Annotated in this window: 17 protein-coding genes and 1 tRNA gene; 3 read left to right on the plus strand and 15 right to left on the minus strand. The window is 50.2% G+C overall.

Annotated elements, in window-relative coordinates; all coding sequences use genetic code 11:
- Nucleotides 1-24: 24 nt before the first annotated feature.
- Nucleotides 25-1,221, minus strand: coding sequence for a mechanosensitive ion channel family protein (locus GS535_RS02300; protein WP_160792268.1), 1,197 nt, complete (start codon nt 1,219-1,221; stop codon nt 25-27).
- Between the two features lie 172 nt (nt 1,222-1,393).
- Here GS535_RS02300 and GS535_RS02305 point away from each other — a divergent pair.
- A tRNA-Met gene (locus tag GS535_RS02305) sits at nt 1,394-1,468 on the plus strand.
- Nucleotides 1,469-1,598: 130 nt separating this feature from the next.
- Here the strand turns inward: GS535_RS02305 and GS535_RS02310 are convergent.
- Together GS535_RS02310 and prmC are read right to left on the minus strand one after the other, a co-directional pair.
- The gene (locus GS535_RS02310) at nt 1,599-2,075 is read right to left on the minus strand and encodes a DUF4167 domain-containing protein (protein ID WP_160792269.1); all 477 of its coding nucleotides are present in this window, start codon (nt 2,073-2,075) and stop codon (nt 1,599-1,601) included.
- A 206-nt stretch (nt 2,076-2,281) separates the two neighbouring features.
- A complete protein-coding gene (gene prmC, locus GS535_RS02315; protein ID WP_202401630.1) occupies nt 2,282-3,184 on the minus strand; it encodes a peptide chain release factor N(5)-glutamine methyltransferase in 903 nt (300 codons plus the stop codon).
- Between prmC and GS535_RS02320 the strand changes: the two genes are divergently transcribed.
- Nucleotides 3,170-3,646 (plus strand): hypothetical protein, encoded by a 477-nt coding sequence (locus tag GS535_RS02320; protein WP_237442173.1) that lies wholly within the window; start codon nt 3,170-3,172, stop codon nt 3,644-3,646. The two genes, prmC and GS535_RS02320, sit on opposite strands and share 15 nt — an antisense overlap.
- 6 nt (nt 3,647-3,652) lie before the next feature.
- Here the strand turns inward: GS535_RS02320 and prfA are convergent, their stop codons facing one another.
- From prfA to GS535_RS02350, 6 genes are all read right to left on the minus strand, one after another.
- Complete coding sequence (prfA, locus tag GS535_RS02325; protein ID WP_160792270.1) at nt 3,653-4,723, minus strand: peptide chain release factor 1; 1,071 nt, start codon at nt 4,721-4,723, stop codon at nt 3,653-3,655.
- Nucleotides 4,720-5,970: a histidine--tRNA ligase gene (gene hisS, locus GS535_RS02330; RefSeq protein WP_160792271.1), complete on the minus strand. Its 1,251-nt coding sequence runs from the start codon at nt 5,968-5,970 to the stop codon at nt 4,720-4,722. The genes prfA and hisS overlap by 4 nt, the downstream gene beginning before the upstream one ends.
- Entirely contained in the window at nt 5,970-7,115 is a 1,146-nt protein-coding gene (gene ispG / locus GS535_RS02335; RefSeq protein ID WP_160792272.1) for a flavodoxin-dependent (E)-4-hydroxy-3-methylbut-2-enyl-diphosphate synthase, read from the minus strand. Before ispG ends, hisS begins: the two co-directional genes overlap by 1 nt.
- 142 nt (nt 7,116-7,257) lie before the next feature.
- The gene (locus tag GS535_RS02340) at nt 7,258-8,376 is read right to left on the minus strand and encodes a helix-turn-helix domain-containing protein (RefSeq protein WP_160792273.1); all 1,119 of its coding nucleotides are present in this window, start codon (nt 8,374-8,376) and stop codon (nt 7,258-7,260) included.
- Nucleotides 8,377-8,451: 75 nt separating this feature from the next.
- The gene (locus tag GS535_RS02345; RefSeq protein WP_160792274.1) at nt 8,452-9,510 is read right to left on the minus strand and encodes a nitronate monooxygenase family protein; all 1,059 of its coding nucleotides are present in this window, start codon (nt 9,508-9,510) and stop codon (nt 8,452-8,454) included.
- A 4-nt stretch (nt 9,511-9,514) separates the two neighbouring features.
- Nucleotides 9,515-10,819 (minus strand): aspartate kinase, encoded by a 1,305-nt coding sequence (locus GS535_RS02350; protein WP_370518160.1) that lies wholly within the window; start codon nt 10,817-10,819, stop codon nt 9,515-9,517.
- A 128-nt stretch (nt 10,820-10,947) separates the two neighbouring features.
- Here GS535_RS02350 and ubiG point away from each other — a divergent pair, with 128 nt between their 5' ends.
- A complete protein-coding gene (gene ubiG, locus GS535_RS02355; protein WP_160792275.1) occupies nt 10,948-11,694 on the plus strand; it encodes a bifunctional 2-polyprenyl-6-hydroxyphenol methylase/3-demethylubiquinol 3-O-methyltransferase UbiG in 747 nt (248 codons plus the stop codon).
- 48 nt (nt 11,695-11,742) lie between these two features.
- Here ubiG and GS535_RS02360 read toward each other — a convergent pair whose 3' ends face one another.
- The 6 genes from GS535_RS02360 to galU form a co-directional block, all read right to left on the minus strand.
- Nucleotides 11,743-12,987 carry a lactonase family protein gene (locus GS535_RS02360; RefSeq protein WP_160792276.1) on the minus strand — a complete coding sequence of 415 codons (1,245 nt, stop codon included), beginning with the start codon at nt 12,985-12,987 and terminating at the stop codon, nt 11,743-11,745.
- Between the two features lie 128 nt (nt 12,988-13,115).
- The gene (locus GS535_RS02365; protein WP_160792277.1) at nt 13,116-13,610 is read right to left on the minus strand and encodes a DUF2147 domain-containing protein; all 495 of its coding nucleotides are present in this window, start codon (nt 13,608-13,610) and stop codon (nt 13,116-13,118) included.
- 2 nt (nt 13,611-13,612) lie between these two features.
- The gene (gene grxC, locus GS535_RS02370) at nt 13,613-13,873 is read right to left on the minus strand and encodes a glutaredoxin 3 (RefSeq protein WP_160792278.1); all 261 of its coding nucleotides are present in this window, start codon (nt 13,871-13,873) and stop codon (nt 13,613-13,615) included.
- Nucleotides 13,874-13,884: 11 nt separating this feature from the next.
- Entirely contained in the window at nt 13,885-14,643 is a 759-nt protein-coding gene (locus GS535_RS02375; RefSeq protein WP_370518161.1) for a double zinc ribbon domain-containing protein, read from the minus strand.
- 15 nt (nt 14,644-14,658) lie between these two features.
- Complete coding sequence (pgmG, locus tag GS535_RS02380) at nt 14,659-16,068, minus strand: phosphoglucomutase/phosphomannomutase PgmG (RefSeq protein WP_160792279.1); 1,410 nt, start codon at nt 16,066-16,068, stop codon at nt 14,659-14,661.
- A 9-nt stretch (nt 16,069-16,077) separates the two neighbouring features.
- Entirely contained in the window at nt 16,078-16,947 is an 870-nt protein-coding gene (galU, locus tag GS535_RS02385; RefSeq protein WP_160792280.1) for a UTP--glucose-1-phosphate uridylyltransferase GalU, read from the minus strand.
- Between the last annotated feature and the right edge of the window lie 26 nt (nt 16,948-16,973).

Consider the following 16,973-nt stretch of genomic DNA (forward strand, 5'->3'; position numbering starts at 1 on the left):
GACATTTCGTCACCACAGCGTCTCTTAGAAAGAAGAAGGCCCCGTGTAGCTCCCCGGTGGAGGACGCTTGATGGGTGGAGATAGAATATCATCATCCGTTTCTTGAGCAGGAGCTGGAACCATTCTCTCCCCTGCTTTCACGAGAGACATGCGGGTTCGTGGTAGAGCTTGCGGAAATTCTTCGCGAATACGTGCGATCGCTTTTTCACGAATATCACAGCGCAAGTCCCAGCTCTGCATCGCATTACGGGCACTCGCTGTGATCCGGATTTTCATCGCGCTATGGTCAAAGTCCGACACTTGAACGTCGAAGATTTTCCCGTCCCAGAGAGGACAAGCACGGACAATTTCTCGCAGCGCTTCTCGTATTTCCTCCATAGGTGCATCAAAATCGAGCCACATCACGACGAGCCCTGTAATAGCTTCAGAATTATGTGTCCAATTTTCAAAACGATTTTCCAGAAAATACGAAATAGGAACAATATAGCGCCGCCAATCCCACACACGGAGCACCACATAGGTTGCTGTAATTTCCTCGACCCAGCACCAATCACCGTTAATAATGATGAGATCTTCCATGCGAATTGGCTGGGTTATAGCAATTTGTACCCCAGCAATAAGATTCGTCAAAAGCCCACGAGCAGACAAACCCACAACCAGCGATGCTGCACCAGCAGACGCAAAGAGCGACACCCCATATTGTTTCACAGACGGGAAAAGCATCAAAGCTGATGCCACAGTGATGATCCCGATTAAAATTTCACCAAGCCGTCTGAGAACCTTAATCTGCGTTTGATGAGCACGCACCATAATGTCATCTGCATAATCACGCTTTGCTAAACGAGCGAGATAAGCTTCTGTCATCAAACGCAAACTGATGATCACCGATGTTCCGACAACCAAAATCAACGCAAAAAGAAAGCCAAGCTGAAGCGTTTGCTCTGTCTCAAAAGACAAACCCGTTGCTGCAGGTAGAGCCGCCAACAATGCAAGCAACGTGACGATAATCCGTGATGGACGACGCAGCGCATGCACAACATTCCGAAGCATCGCAACGCTACGCGTGCCGGGGATCTTTAGAAGTAGGCTGATCGTTCCCTGACCAAAGTAGTATGCCGCCAGCCCCACAATGACCAGCATAACCACAGAGACAACCGACCCCGGAAGCCACGATAACGCATTGCTAAACGCAAACAAAATTCCGGTAAAATGCTGCGACAACGACAAAGTTCTCCAGTTGGCGGGATTTTTAGGGGTGCAGAGTGACAGGGTATCTAGGAAAAATAAACCAAAAATAGAAATATTCTTCTTACTTCCTTGGTTGACACCCCCTCAAAGATATCATAAAAACCCACTCAACGACGGACTTCAACAGGTTCGTTACCTTAAAGATGGCGGCGTAGCTCAGTGGTAGAGCAGGGGAATCATAATCCCTTGGTCGGCGGTTCAAATCCGTCCGCCGCTACCATCTTTATATTCCCCTAAAAATGGTTTTGATATGAAGTATTCCTACTCAGTTGTAGGAATGTCTGTATTTCTATCTCTATCATAGAAGAAGGGAGAAGCTAAACTTCTCTCCTCCTTCACAACCAATCACATTACTCAACTGGCGGTTCTACAACATTTTTAGGGCGACGACCACGCGGCGGACGTGGTGCTTCTTGCACTGGTGGCTGCGCTTCTCTGTCAGCTGCCCCATGCTCTTCCACATCCCCAGATCCCGGCTCTTCACGGCGCTCACGACGCTCTTGCCGGCCTTGCTCGTATGCACGCTGGCGCTCTGCACGTTCTTGCTGTGCTGTCTGGGCTGCTTGATTCATCGCATTTAGAATACGAAAATAATGTTCAGCATGCTGAAAGTAAGCTTCCGCCTGCACACGGTCACCTGTACCTGTCGCATCCCGTCCGAGCTGAAGATATTTTTCCGAGAGTTGCTGAGCCGTTCCGCGTACGCGTATATCCGGACCATTACTTTCAAAAACATGATTCCGGTTCAGAGGAATCTGACCGTTATTACCACGCGATGCTCCCCCACCGCCTCCAGAACGGTGATGGCGGCTTCTCATACGCTTCATAGTCTTCTAACCTGTAATTTGCGTTCCGATGGCTTCTCAAAACAATAACCCATCCCCGATCTCTTCCATCAGTTCAAAAGAATATTTTCTACGTAGGGATGAGGATACTCACACGTGCTGGGACATTTTTCTTCTGAGCTCACGCCCTGCTCCCGCCTCATGCAAACAAGTTCTACCAATTCTACTCTCACAAGCCAACCTGTTTTCTAAGATCGCGCTAAAACCAGAGCACGCGGAACCCCGCCTAAGTCAGTATGGCACCGCAACTTGTGCAATCCCTGAGATTCAGCCAGCTGCGTTACAGCCTCTTCCTGCCTGAGCCCTAGCTCAAAAATCGCTATCCCTGTTGCGCTTAATAAACGTGGCAGTTCTTGGCACAAAAGCCGATAAGCCTCCAAGCCATCATTCCCGCCATCAAGCGCACGATGAGGTTCGTAATGCTCTACTTCTGGCATAAGCTGCGCGACAACATCACGCTCAATATAAGGTGGGTTAGACAAAATCACATCAAAAGGCCCTGTGATCCCCTCAGCCCAAGAGCCAACTTTAAAGCGCGCACGCTCACCCAGCCCATTACGCTGCGCATTATGACGAGCGAGACGAACGGCACCCTCCGCAATATCAACACCGACCCCCGTTGCCCGAGGATATTCAGCAAGAGCAGCTAACAACAAACATCCCGTCCCAGTCCCTAAATCTAAGAACGAAAGCTCCTTATTCCGCTCAGGGCCACAGGCAAGAAGCGCTTCAATCAAAGCCTCGCTATCCCCTCTTGGAATTAACGTTTCTGGAGAAACTGACAGATCAAGCGTCCAAAAGCCTTGTTCCCCTGTAATAAACGCAAAAGGCTCTCGTTTGGCTCGTCGCTGGACAACCTGACGATAACGAGCAGCATCCTCAGCTCCCACCTCTAAGAGACTTAGCATCGCCAAACGGTCTTTTTTTAATACCCATTCCAAGAGCAAATGCGCTTCTCTTGAAGGATCTTCCACGCCCGCTTGCTGCAAGACAGATCGAGCCTCCCGCACAAGAAGCTCCTTGCGCTGTGACAAAGATGCGCTCATTGTATCTCCGATTGTTTGGGATGAACCATAATGAGACGACTCCATCATTTATCTCTTCTTTGCATGATCATGCTCACCATAGCGCCTTCACGTGCGCAAAATAGCTCTCCCCCAGATGGACTGGTTGGAGGCAGCTTTACCGTCACAGACGGTCGTGCTCATGACGAGATTTCTGAAATTTCCCATCTTTACATTAATGATCATCTAGCCGCGACTTTTCGTCTTGATCTGAACCATTCCATCGAACACGCCACAATTGCTTTGCCCGTTGGCCGCGAGAATGTCTCCTATAGTCTCTGCGGAACCATCACAATTACGCGTCATGGTCATCCTGAAACACACATCGTCAGCAGCGACGGTGTACTACACCATCCCGATGGGCATCATTATGAAGCCGTAGGGACACGCAATTTCACTGACTTCTTCCTCGTTGATGAAGACGAGAGCGACCCTTCTGCTGACCACAGAAATGGCCACTCCAACCGTTGTACAGTGTCCAACTCCTAAAAGGAGTTAATGCACGGACGTTTCGGTCAAAAGCTCCATTTGCTCATGATGAGTCAACGCGTCCACGATTTCATCAAAATCTCCTCCCATGATGGAAGTAATTTTGTAGAGTGTGAGGTTGATTCGATGGTCTGTTACCCGATTTTGTGGGAAATTATAGGTTCGGATACGCTCTGAGCGATCCCCCGTTCCAACCTGCGCTTTACGGTTAGCAGCGCGATCATTATGAGCACGCTGGCGCTCTTGCTCATACAACCGTGCCCGCAAAATCTGCATCGCTTTTGCTTTGTTGCGATGCTGGCTTTTCTCTTCCTGCATGGCAACCACAAGCCCTGTCGGCATATGCGTTATTCGAACCGCACTTTCGGTCTTGTTCACATGTTGTCCGCCAGCTCCTGATGCACGATAGACGTCAATACGCAAGTCATCATCATGCACCTCTACGTCCACTTCTTCCGCCTCAGGAAGCACCGCAACCGTCACAGTCGATGTATGAATACGTCCTTGATTTTCCGTTGCCGGAACACGTTGGACGCGATGCACGCCAGATTCATACTTAAATCGCGCAAATACCCCGTTACCAGAAATAGTGGCAATCCCTTCTTTGAGACCTGACACCTCATTTTCTGTCAGCGACATAACCTCAAAACGCCATCCCCGCTTTTCGGCATAACGGCGATAGGATTCAAAGAGTTCCGCTGCAAACAAGCCTGCTTCGTCCCCTCCCGCAGCGGGGCGCACCTCCAAAATTGCGCTACCCTCATCGGCTTTATCTTTAGGAAGCAACGCAAGCTGCATGGCATGTTCTAGACTGGGAAGCTGCTCCTTAAGTGCTTGCAGCTCCCCTTCTGCCAGTTCACGAAATTCCGGATCTTCAACCAAAGCCTGCGCATCATCACGACGAGAGAGCGCATCCTGCCAAGCCCGAATAGCCGCTACAGGCTCTTCGAGTGAGGCATATTCACGCGACAACCGCACGAAATCCTCTCCCGCCCCTTCTGTCGATGACATAAGCGCTTGAAGCTCTTCAAACCGAGCCACAATCTGCTCCAGGCGATGATCAATAGCAGAACTCATACAGATAATGCGTTTTCCAAAACGGTTGCGATATCAGAAACAGAGACTTCACTTTGCTCCCGCGTTGAGAGATCACGCAACTGCACAACCTCACGCTGCAAATCGTCATCTCCGAGGAACACAACATGTGTTGCCCCTGATTTGACGATACGATCCATACGCTTCTTCATCGCGCCTCGGGTTTCAATCGACACGACCAAGCCACGATCACGTAAGCGTTGAGCGATAGCAGCCCCTTGCAAGGTTGCCTCTTGGCCCAAAGGCACGATCGCAATGCCCGTCGTCTTCTGCTCAGGCAGCTCAATCAAAGATGCCAAGCGTTCAATTCCAGCAGCCCAACCAATCGCAGGAACAGCAGGGCCTCCCATTTCTTCCACAAGGCCTTCATAGCGGCCACCGGCCAGAACAGTTCCTTGAGCACCGAGCTTATCAGTCACGAATTCAAAAACCGTATGGCTGTAATAATCAAGCCCGCGGACAATCCTTGGATTTTCAACAAAAGCAATCCCAAAGGCTTTTAATGTCGCACGCAGCTCGTCCCAAAACTGGCGGGACTCATCATTAAGATAGTCATCAAAAGCAGGCGCATCTGCTAATAAACGACGGTCTTGCTCTGACTTACTGTCTAAAATCCGTAACGGGTTAGCTTCAAGACGCGTGCGGCTTTCTTCTGAAAGCTGGTCTGCATGCTGTTGGAAATACGCAACCAACGCTTCTCTCCATGCCAGACGGCTAGAAAGATCCCCAAGCGTGTTCAGCTCCAGCCGTATTCCCTCACCTAAGCCAAGAGAGACCAAAAAGTCACGCGCCATAGCGATCGTTTCAGCATCACGCAGCGGGCCTTCTGCACCAATCAGCTCTGCACCAATTTGGTGGAACTGCCGGTACCGTCCCTTTTGAGGGCGCTCATAACGAAACATCGGCCCTTGGTAGAAAATCTTTTGTGGCAAAGATTGTGCCAAAGCATTCGAGACCAGCGCACGCGCAATGCTCGCTGTGCCCTCAGGACGGAGCGTTAAGCTTTCGCCGCCACGATCCTGAAAGCTATACATCTCCTTAGACACGACATCAGACGTTTCGCCCAATGAACGCGCAAAGACGCGCGTTTCTTCAAAGATTGGTGTCGCCCACTCAGAAAAGCCATAACGCGCAAAAACAGCCCGTCCTGTCTCAACGATATGGCGATGACGCAGCATGTCATCGCCTAAAATATCATGTGTCCCTCTTACAGGTTGCAAACGTGCCATTATTGTGCCGCCGGATCCATTACTTTTGCTGTCTCGCCTTCAGCCTTAGCGGCTTCAATAGCATTCACACGCTTTTCGACAAGCTCGACAATATGATTGACCATATCATCAGCGGGCATGGTGTGATCCTGCTTACCAGCAGCATAGACCATATGGCGTCCTTGGCCACCACCCGTCACACCAATATCAGTCATAAGCGCTTCACCCGGCCCATTAACCACGCAACCAATGATAGAAAGTGTCATCGGTGTTTTAATGTGCTGTAGGCGCTCCTCAAGAGTTTGCACCGTTTCCACCACATTAAAGCCCTGACGTGCACAGGATGGGCAGGAAATAATTTTCACACCGCGATGGCGCAAGCCGAGGGATTTAAGAATATCCCACCCGACCAACACTTCCTCTTCAGGAGGAGCTGAAAGAGAAACACGCATCGTATCACCCACACCAGCCCATAACAAATTCCCAAGCCCAAGGGCTGACTTTACTGTCCCTGCACGCTTCGAGCCTGCTTCTGTGATCCCAATATGAAGGGGATGATCACAGCATTCAGCCAGCTGCTGGTAAGCCGCAACAGCCATAAACACGTCCGATGCTTTGACGCTAATTTTAAATTCATGGAAATCATGATCTTGCAAAATGCGTGCATGCTCAAGCGCACTTTCGACAAGCGCTTCAGGATTTGGCTCCCCGTATTTTTCCAGCAAATGCTTCTCAAGAGAACCGGCATTCACACCAATACGAATGGAGCAACCATGATCACGTGCAGCATTCACGACTTCGCGAACACGCTCTGCCTTACCAATATTGCCTGGATTAATACGCAGGCATGCCGCTCCGGCCTCGGCCGCTTCAATCGCACGTTTATAGTGAAAGTGAATATCCGCAACGATTGGCGTATTCACCTCTTCAACGATCGTTTTCAGCGCTTTTGTGCTGGCCTCATCGGGGCACGAGACACGCACAATATCAACACCGGCAAGCTCAGCTTTACGTATCTGAGCGATTGTCCCTTCGATATCCGTTGTCAGCGTATTGGTCATGGTTTGCACAGATACTGGGGCATCACCACCAACGGCCACATTGCCGACGTAAATCTTCCGCGACTTGCGACGCTCAATATGCTGATAAGGACGAATACTGCTCATGAACAACCTCTCTGAGACCGACCCTCGGACTCATGATAAAACTAAGCGGATATAAACAAATCTGTTGTCTATTTAATGCGATGTGCCGCAATGTTCCAGCACCTTCCTCATTAAGAATGATGCAATCACATTATTTCTGCTCTCAATGAGCTGTTTGTGGGCTATTTTCGCTACGGCCATACTGGCCATTTATGATGTCTTGCGATGCCAAAGTGACATTATGTCGGACTGTCCCTTCACGCCCTAATGGCGCACTTGTAACAGAACCAGCTTGCACAACGACACCGCCCGCATTGCCTGCTGTAAGATGATAAGGCCCTTCCTCATCACGCCCCTGCCAGGTCTCGCCCTTTTTCATCAAGCGTGATTGAACCACTTTCCCCTGGGCATTTTTAATTTGCACCCAGCTATCCTGCGTCATAACCACCGTTACCGTGTGATCATCAGAAACAACCCCTGAACTGCCAGCAGAGGGTACTGTTTCACGATGTGAATCGGCATGAGGTGCTTCTTGCGCGGACTTCGCTACAAACGGTGAATTATTCCCCTCGGCATTTTGCGCCGAATTTGAGCTACTATTGCCTGTGGACGGCGTTAACTTAGTGCCCGCTTCCTGATTGCTCTTCGATTTCTCATCAAGCGGTGAAGGATCTGGTGTTAAATCGGCTTGCTGTCCAGCTGTTTCATGCGTGGACGTAGGCGTACCGTGCTGCTCGCCCTCCATACCAGAAGAGGGAACAGATGGGAGCTGAGACGCAGGATTCGCACCCGTTTTCGCCGCATTGGACGATGAAGAGGACACATTCTCTTCAGACGTAACCGCTGGCGGTGTCACACGTGGTAATGTGACATGGCTAGAAAAGTGATACCAGCCTGCATAAGCAACTCCAACGGCTACTATACCAATGCTCACAAGCACACCGACCGACAAACCATGTTCGCTCCGCGGCTGTGGCAACGCAAATGATGGGTTTCCTTTACGATCAGCCTGCGCAAGCCGCTGTCGATCAAGCGCAGCCATGAGCTGCTCAGCATCTAAGCCTAAATACGTTGCGTAGCTTTTGAGGAAACCAAGCGCATAGGTCCTCCCGGGAAGCTGGTCGTAAGCATCACTCTCCAAAGCCTCAAGTGTTGATAAACGCAGACGCAAACTTTCTGCAATATCCTCCAGAGGCCATTGCAACTGCTCACGCCGCGCTTTTAACATCAAGCCGATACTTGACTGCTCAGAACCTTGCTTATCAGAACGCAGCTCAGGCACGGACAGAACCCCTCTTTACCAGTCAGATCGACTATTGACTCTAGCTAAACACTCCAAATGGTTTCTTGGCTACCATTATTTTGGAGGATGAACACGCCCTTCACGACGCTTAAGCGCAGCAATCGCCTGTTCGACGAGCATTGAGGTAATATCAGATACAGGTTTAATTTCTTTTACCATACCAACAGACTGCCCAGCCATGAGCGATCCGTTATCAACGTCACCTTCAACAACAGCCCGACGCAAAGCCCCAGACCAGAAATGTTCAATCTCCAGCTGAGCGGCTTCACGCTCAATATCGCCCGCCTGAAAACGACGTAACATTTCGGCTTGATGTTTCATGAAGTGACGGGTTGCTGCATTAGCCAGACCGCGCACCGGAATAACAGGGAAACGCTCATCAAGCTGAACAGAAACTGTCGCGTCACGCGCATTGCCCCGGCGGAAAGCGGCCTTGAAGTTTTCATGAGCGATACTTTCCTGAGACGCAGCAAAAAGCGTGCCAAGCTGCGCTCCTGCCGCTCCTTGCTCCAGATAAGAGACGATCGCGTCCCCACGCCCCAATCCACCTGCAACAAAGACCGGAACCTCTGTCACGTGGGGAAGAATTTCTTGAGCAAGTACGTTCAGCGAAACGGGGCCTACATGACCACCAGCCTCTGACCCTTCAATAATGAGAGCTTCGATCCCCATTTTAATAAGACGACGCCCTAAAGCTAGAGCTGGTGCAAAGCCAATCGCCCGCGCACCACCGTCACGTACGCGGCGGATAGTCGCCCCCGTTGGCACCCCCCCGGCAAGTACAATGTGAGTGACGTTATGAGCTAAACACACGTTCACCAGTGCATCCAACTCTGGATGCATAGTAATCAAGTTGACACCAAAAGGACGTTTCGTCAGCGCTTGAGTAGCAACAATCTCTTCCTCTAAACGCTCGGGGGACATGGCGCCACATGCAATAACACCAAACCCACCTGCATTAGAAATAGCCGAAACAAGGTTGCGCTCACTAACCCAAGACATCGCACCGCCAAGAATGGCCAATTCACTTCCTAAGAAGTCACAACCTGGCTTCCATAGACGTTGAAGGGTTTCACGTGCTTGCGCGTCATCTGTTGAGGCAATATCCGTCATGAACTTAATCTTCCTTCTTAGCGTCTAATCCATAGGCTGTGTGCAATGCACGCATGGCCAATTCTGTATATTCAGCGTCAATTAAAACAGAAATCTTAATCTCGCTCGTGGAAATAACCTGAATATTAATTCCTCGTTCAGCTAATGTACGAAACATCTTTGCCGCAACACCAGTGTTAGAACGCATACCAACACCAACGACGCTGATCTTAACCACATCGCGAGAGGTTGTGAGCTCGCCATAGCGAATCTCTGATTTCATTCCTTCCAGCAAAGCACAAGCACGTGCTTCTTCTTTTTTACTGACTGTGAAAGTCATATTCGTGCTGTGATCAACACCAATACTTTGCACAATCATATCTACATTGACACCAGCGCCAGACAATGGCCCAAAAATAGCTGCGGAAATACCCGGTTCATCCGGAAGGTTACGGATCGTAATCTTCGCATCATCTTGCGAGTAAGCAATCCCGGCGACGAGTTCTTTCTCCACGCTATCATCCTCTTCCACAACAAGTGTACCGCTACTGTCATCAGTTTCTGTGAAAGACGACAGAACACGTACCTTCACATTCTCACGCATCGCGAGCCCGACACTACGAGTCTGTAATACTTTGGCACCAACTGACGCTAGCTCCAGCATTTCCTCATACGTAATACGCTCCAAACGCTTGGCGCGTTTTACAATCCGCGGGTCGGTTGTATAAATCCCGTCAACATCAGTATAAATATCGCATTGGTCGGCTCCAATCGCCGCAGCCAAAGCAACAGCTGATGTATCAGACCCACCACGGCCTAGAGTGGCGATCCGCTGTGCTTTATCAACACCTTGGAACCCTGCCATCACCGGAACAATGTCTTGCTCCAGACATTCTTTAACGGCACGTCCATCAACACGCTCAATAGCCGCACAACCGTGTGCCTCATCAGTCAAAAGAGGCACCTGCCAACCCTGGAATGAACGTGCAGGAACGCCAATTGCGCCCAACGCAATCGCTAAAAGCCCGCTCGTGACCTGTTCTCCCGAAGCGACAACAGCATCGTACTCACACGCATCCGCTTCTGGATCGAGTCCATGGCAATATTGAACCATTTGGTTGGTTACGCCCGACATCGCAGACACAACAACAGCAACGCGCCGCCCTTTCTGACGTTCTGTCTGAACTTTTTGAGCGACGCTACGAATTCGGTCTAGATCTTTAACAGATGTCCCGCCAAACTTCATGACAATCGTTTGGGGTGTTTTTTGTGTCACAGTTGGCAAAACGGTGTCACCATCACCGCCTCCTACACAATCAGGCATGGACATCTAGACCTTTAGCTCCGATAAATTTAGGCGAATAAGTACGCAAATACCCACTCCACATACCGTTCCCTCTCTTTCCCGTCCAGATGAAACGTGGCAGAAAACATATATTCTACGCATAAGGACTGACTATGACATCCGCTGAGCATTCCCCCTCCAGTTCTTCAGTTGTGGATGAAGAAATTGATCATTTTAGCGCGCTCGCTCAACAATGGTGGGATCCACGCGGCCCCATGGCGCCACTGCACGCAATGAATCCTCTTCGTACCTCATGGGTCAAAGACCATATTCCTCCTGCTGTCTTCCAAGCGGAAGCTCCTCCTTCCTTACTAGACATCGGCTGTGGAGCCGGACTTGCCAGCGAAAGCTTTGCAAAACTAGGGTTCAAAACATTAGGTGTCGATGCCAGCGCAGAGGCCATCTCAGCGGCTAAGGAGCATCAAGAAAAAGCTCCCCTTCCGCATTCAGCGCAATCATTGACATACAAAGCAGGCAACGCCGAAGAGCTCGTTGACCAGCAATGCCAATTTGACGTTGTTTCAGCCCTCGAAGTCATTGAGCATGTGCGAGACCCACAAGCATTTCTACATTTGCTGGCAGCTTTAACACGCCCAGGGGGCTACATCGCTCTCTCGACACTCAACAGGACGGTACGGTCATTCTTCATGGCAAAATTAGGAGCAGAATATCTCCTGCGCCTTTTACCGGTTGGCACACATGACTGGAAAAAATTCATTCGCCCTGCTGATCTTGATACTATGGCATCCCAAGCTGGACTGCGCCTCATTGCCCTTAATGGCATGACCTTCATTCCACCACGCTGGCGCATCACACGAGACACAAGCGTTAATTATATCGCGTTATTTATAAAAGATTAAAACAACGGTTCCTGTGAAAAAGGGGGCCTTAGAGCCCCCTTCCCCGTACTACGCATCAGTGACCATAAAGGCAAAGGTGGTTGGGCTCCCTACAGGCGTGAATTTATGAACAAAACGCGGCTTGCCTGTATCACGATCAACACGGAAGGTCGTAACAACATCAGAACGCTGATTTGCACAGAATAGGAAGTTCCCACTCGGATCAAACATCATGGCACGCCCATAATCGGCATGCATCCAGACTTCGTCCTCCAAGATCAAGGTTCCATCCTGGCCAACAGCAAAAACAGCCAACGAATCACCTAAACGGTTGGAAACGTAGATATATTTCCCGCTTTCAGAAATTAAAATTTCAGCCGCCAATGTTGATCCACGGAAGTGCGATGTCACCGTACTCACACTCTGAATAAACGTAATTTCACCCGTTTTAGGATCAAACTTAGAAACGACGACCTTAGAGTTCTGCTCACACAAATTGTACAGCATGCGGCCGCTATGATCGAAAACAAAATGCCGCGGTGCTGAGCCGGGCGTCATATTATAATATGCTTTCTTCGCAGGGATAAGCTTCCCGTGCTTTTCATCTAATGTCCATACATAGACGCGATCTAGTCCAGCATCATCTGCCAAAACAAAACGACCACTTGGATCTGTCCCAATCATATGGGGATGTGAACCGGAGTGATCTGAAACAGCAAAATTACCTTGCGGATTATCTTCTGCCCTCTCGGGCTGGCGCGGCCCTGTATTATGAACAACATCCGTCGCTTCCCCTAAAGAGCCATCATGTCGAATCGGAATAACCGAAACACAGCCCCCCACATAGTTCGCAACGAGCACATACTTTCCTGAAGGATGGATGCTTAAATGTGCCGGCACAGCGCCACCGGAGCTCACTGTATTAATCTTGGCCAAGGTTCCCGTATGCGTGTCGACAGCGAAAGCAGTAATACAACCGTCACCCTCAGCGTTATAATCATTAATCTCACTAAGAGCGTATAAAAACTTTCGGTCTTTCGTAAGAGTAATAAAAGAGGGGCTTGGAATATCCATAAAGGTTGTGATCAGAGTGAGCACACCCGTATCGCGCTCCATCTCGAACACCGCAATCCCTTCGCCATTGCCCGAAATGCCTGGAGGCCCATGCTGGGTATAACCACCAACGAAACATAATGTTTTAGACTCACCCTCGCCTTCATGCGGAACTTCTGCACGAACAGAGCCTGCCAAAGCCGTTGCCCCTAGCCCTGCAAGGCCTAGAGAGAAATGACGCCGAGAAAGATGCTGAGACATAATGTATATGCCCTCCTTGTGCCAAATGCCCGCTCTGAAACTCCCTTCAGACGGCGCTGTAAAATTTAGTTTACTCTGTTAAGTAATTTTGTTCCAGATGCACATAATGCTACAGCATCAACCCAGCTTCATCCGTGCTTCATGCGACATTTTTGACCGATCGAAGCACCATGGTAACGGCTCCATGTCTGCGTCTGTCCAAACATAGGAATCCCCAGATAACCAAGCAGTTTCAGGTGACCACTCTTTGCCACCCAGAGACGCGCGTCATATGTACGCCCGGTATGAGGGTCTAGGATATGACCATCCCACCGTCCGTTATCGACAGGTTTCATATCAGAAATGATTTGCAAACCACACTCAGAGCGTCCCCAGATATCTTTCTCAGGTTCGGCTTCTGTATAATCCATCCCGACAAGCCAGCCACAAAGCCGATCTTTCCGGTCATTACACGGGCCGATCCGGAATATCCCGTCTTTCTCTTTCACGAGCCATAGTCCCTCTTCAGGACGTGAAGAATGAGAAGATAACTGTGATGGTTCAGCAGAAGCCTGAGAAGACATTCCCCCCAGGCTAAAGGCGACCAACATTACGAGGCCGCTATAGTGTAGAAAGCGCAACATGACTACGAGCGCTGCAATAGGAACTCTAGGGCACCACCATGATCGAGTTGCATCAACTCGCGACACCCGCCAAGAGGCTGGTCATCCACAAAAATTTGTGGAACCGTTTGCCCTCCACCTGAACGCTTAATCGCTTCTTCACGCTCGGGTGTGCCTCGCGGTGCGTCGATCTCCTGAAATGGAACACCTTTCTGCTTCAACAACGCCACAGCTTGCACGCAAAACGGACAACCCGCTTGTGTATAAATTTCAACCTTCGCCATACCAAAAATCCTCATGTTAAGACTGTATGTCCCGCACAAGCACGGGCAGCTACTATAATATCGACCTTTGAGCAGCCTATATCAAGTAAAGCCCGAGAGCAGGCTTCAGCTGTTGCTCCCGTTGTTAGAATATCATCAACGAGCACCACATGCTTACCTTTTAGACGTGCATGATAACATGCCTTAACGCCAAACATATTATGGAGTTCTTCTTTCCGCTCAGCGACTGGAAGATGTGCTAAAGAGCGTGTGTTTTGGCGCCGATACAGCCCATCGAACAGCACGTTAACATGCTGTTTCCTCGCAAGGTGAAAGGCCAAAAGGCCCGCTTGGTTGTAACGTCGTTTTCTGAGTTTTTTGACATGGAGAGGCACCGGAATCACAACAACGCCAGGCTGAAGCAGCTCGCGTGCAGCCTCCTCCATAAAAGTTGCAAGAAAAGCCGCGTGCCCGGGACGATCTGAATATTTCAACGGGAAAATCAGGCGCCGTGCCATATCGTTATAGACAAAAGCAGCGCGCGCCCGTTGCCATAACGGAGGATATTGCTGGCAGGCAGCACAAACCCCCTGCCCATCATCCGCTACTTCATAAGCTGACAAAGGCTCACCACATCGTTGGCAGCACGGCGCCACGATAAAATGGAGTGCACTAAAGCAGGAGGCACATAAGCAACCTCCCGCTTGGATAGATTCACCACAAGCTAGGCAGGTCGGTGGGCATACAAAATCCACCACCCACCGCCATATAGAAGAGCCCCAGCGGGACACGTGATTCAGCCAGCCTTAATGGCCTGAAGCAGCCGCATCAAAATTTGGGGCCTCGAGCCCAGAGGCTTTCAGCTGCGCTGTAAACGCTGCTTTGAGTCGGTCCAAGCCCTCGTGCGAACGTGCTTCAATACGCCCCACCAAAACCGCTTGCGTATTGGATGCTCTGAGAAGCCACCAGCCATCATCTGTTTGCACCCGAACACCATCAATGGCGGACACATTCGCGCCTTCTTGCTCCAGACGCTTAGCAACCTCAGCAATGACCTCAAACTTACGTGTGTCATCACAAGGGAAACGCAGCTCGGGCGTATTCACCATCACTGGGAGAGCACTCCGCCATGCCGCTAGAGTTTCCGGCAAACGCGCCACAATGCCCAAGACGCGAATAGCGCCATAGAGCGCATCGTCAAAGCCATACCATTTATCTGCAAAGAAAATATGACCCGACATTTCACCAGCCAAAGGAGAGGCTGTTTCTGCCATTTTGCTTTTAATCAGAGAGTGACCTGTGCGCCACATAAGTGGCTTACCACCAGCTTTCGCAACCTCGTCAAAGAGAACCTGGCTTGCTTTCACATCTGCAATAATGGTTTCACCAGGACGCTTTTGCAACACATCGCGTGCAAGAAGCACGAGAATCTGATCCCCCCACAGAATGTTGCCTTCGCCGTCCACAACACCAACGCGGTCTGCATCGCCATCAAAAGCGACCCCAACATCCGCCTTTTGGCGACGGACTTCCGCAATCAAATCGGATAGATTAGCTTCAACGGTTGGGTCAGGATGATGATTAGGAAATGTACCGTCAATCTCTGGGAAGAGAACCGTGTGCTCTCCAGGTAAATGCTTAACAAGACGCGTAAGCACGTCCCCGGCTGCCGAGTTCCCATTGTCCCACACAACCTTTAAAGGCTTTTCACCGTCGTAATCTTGTAGAAGACGCGTAATATAGCTGTCCGACGGATCAACTGTCTCAACCTGCCCAGCGGCTTCTTCCACAACATCGCCTGCTTCCGCAAAGCCACCCAGCTGCTTGATCTGCTTACCAAAAAATGGCTTGCCATGCAGCATCATCTTAAAGCCATTATGATCAGGCGGATTATGGCTCCCCGTGACCATAATCGCTCCATCGGCCTTACGCGTTACAGACGTATAGTACAGCATTGGGGTCGGCCCTAAACCTACACGCAACACCGTAATGCCAGAAGCGACCAGCCCTTTCACCAAGGCCTGCTCTAAATCAGGTGATGACACGCGCCCATCATAGCCAACCGCAACAACTTGCCCGCCTGAACGCCGAACAATGCTGCCAAAAGTGCGCCCGAGAGCATAGGCGTCGTCATTATGAAGACTTTTACCGACAATCCCGCGGATATCATACTCACGCAGGTTAGATGGCTCAAAATGATGCTTAAAAGATGTCATGATAAAATCTCAGATATATTTTTTAAGGAAAGACCGCACAGCATCACCCAAATCGGGGCGATCAACCCCCATAGCAATTTGTGCTTCTAAGAAACCAAGCTTGTCACCGCAATCGAAACGCGTGCCTTCATAGCGCAAACCATGGAAAGGCTGTTTGCCGATCAACTCAGCCATTGCATCTGTCAGTTGAACCTCGCCCCCAACGCCAGATTTATGCTCTGAAAGCGGTTTGAGCACGTCAGCCGTCAAAATATAACGCCCAATAATGGCAAGGTTTGACGGTGCTTCCGAAGGTTTAGGCTTTTCGACCAACCCTTCTACGTCCACGATACGCCCATCATCAGCACCCGTTTTCAACACACCATAACGATCTGTTCGGTCTGCCGGCACCTCATTAACCGCAACAACATTGCCGCCTGTTTGATTATAGACATCAGCCAGCTGAGCAACGCAACTGCGACCACTTTTTACAATGTCGTCTGGCAGCAAGATGGCAAAAGGATCATCCCCGATGAAGCTGCGTGCACACCAAATAGCATGCCCCAACCCAAGCGGTTTTTGCTGACGCACAGCAACAAGAGAGCCAGCTGGCACACTGCTTGCTTCCAGAGCAGCCATGGAAGCAATCTTTCCACGATTACGCAATGTACTCTCAAGCTCATACGCAACGTCAAAATAATCAATAAGATTATCTTTTCCGCGCGCTGTTACAAGACAGAATTCCTCAATGCCTGCAGCACGCGCCTCATCAATAGCGTATTGGATGAGAGGTTTGTCCACAACGGGCAGCATTTCTTTCGGCATTGCTTTCGTCGCAGGTAAAAAACGCGTCCCAAGCCCCGCCACAGGAAGAACTGCTTTACGCAATGGCTTAATCATACCCTCTCCTTAATCCTTATGCCCCT

Origin of the sequence: Saccharibacter sp. EH611 (assembly GCF_009834765.1) — a bacterium.
Taxonomy (GTDB): Bacteria; Pseudomonadota; Alphaproteobacteria; order Acetobacterales; family Acetobacteraceae; genus Saccharibacter.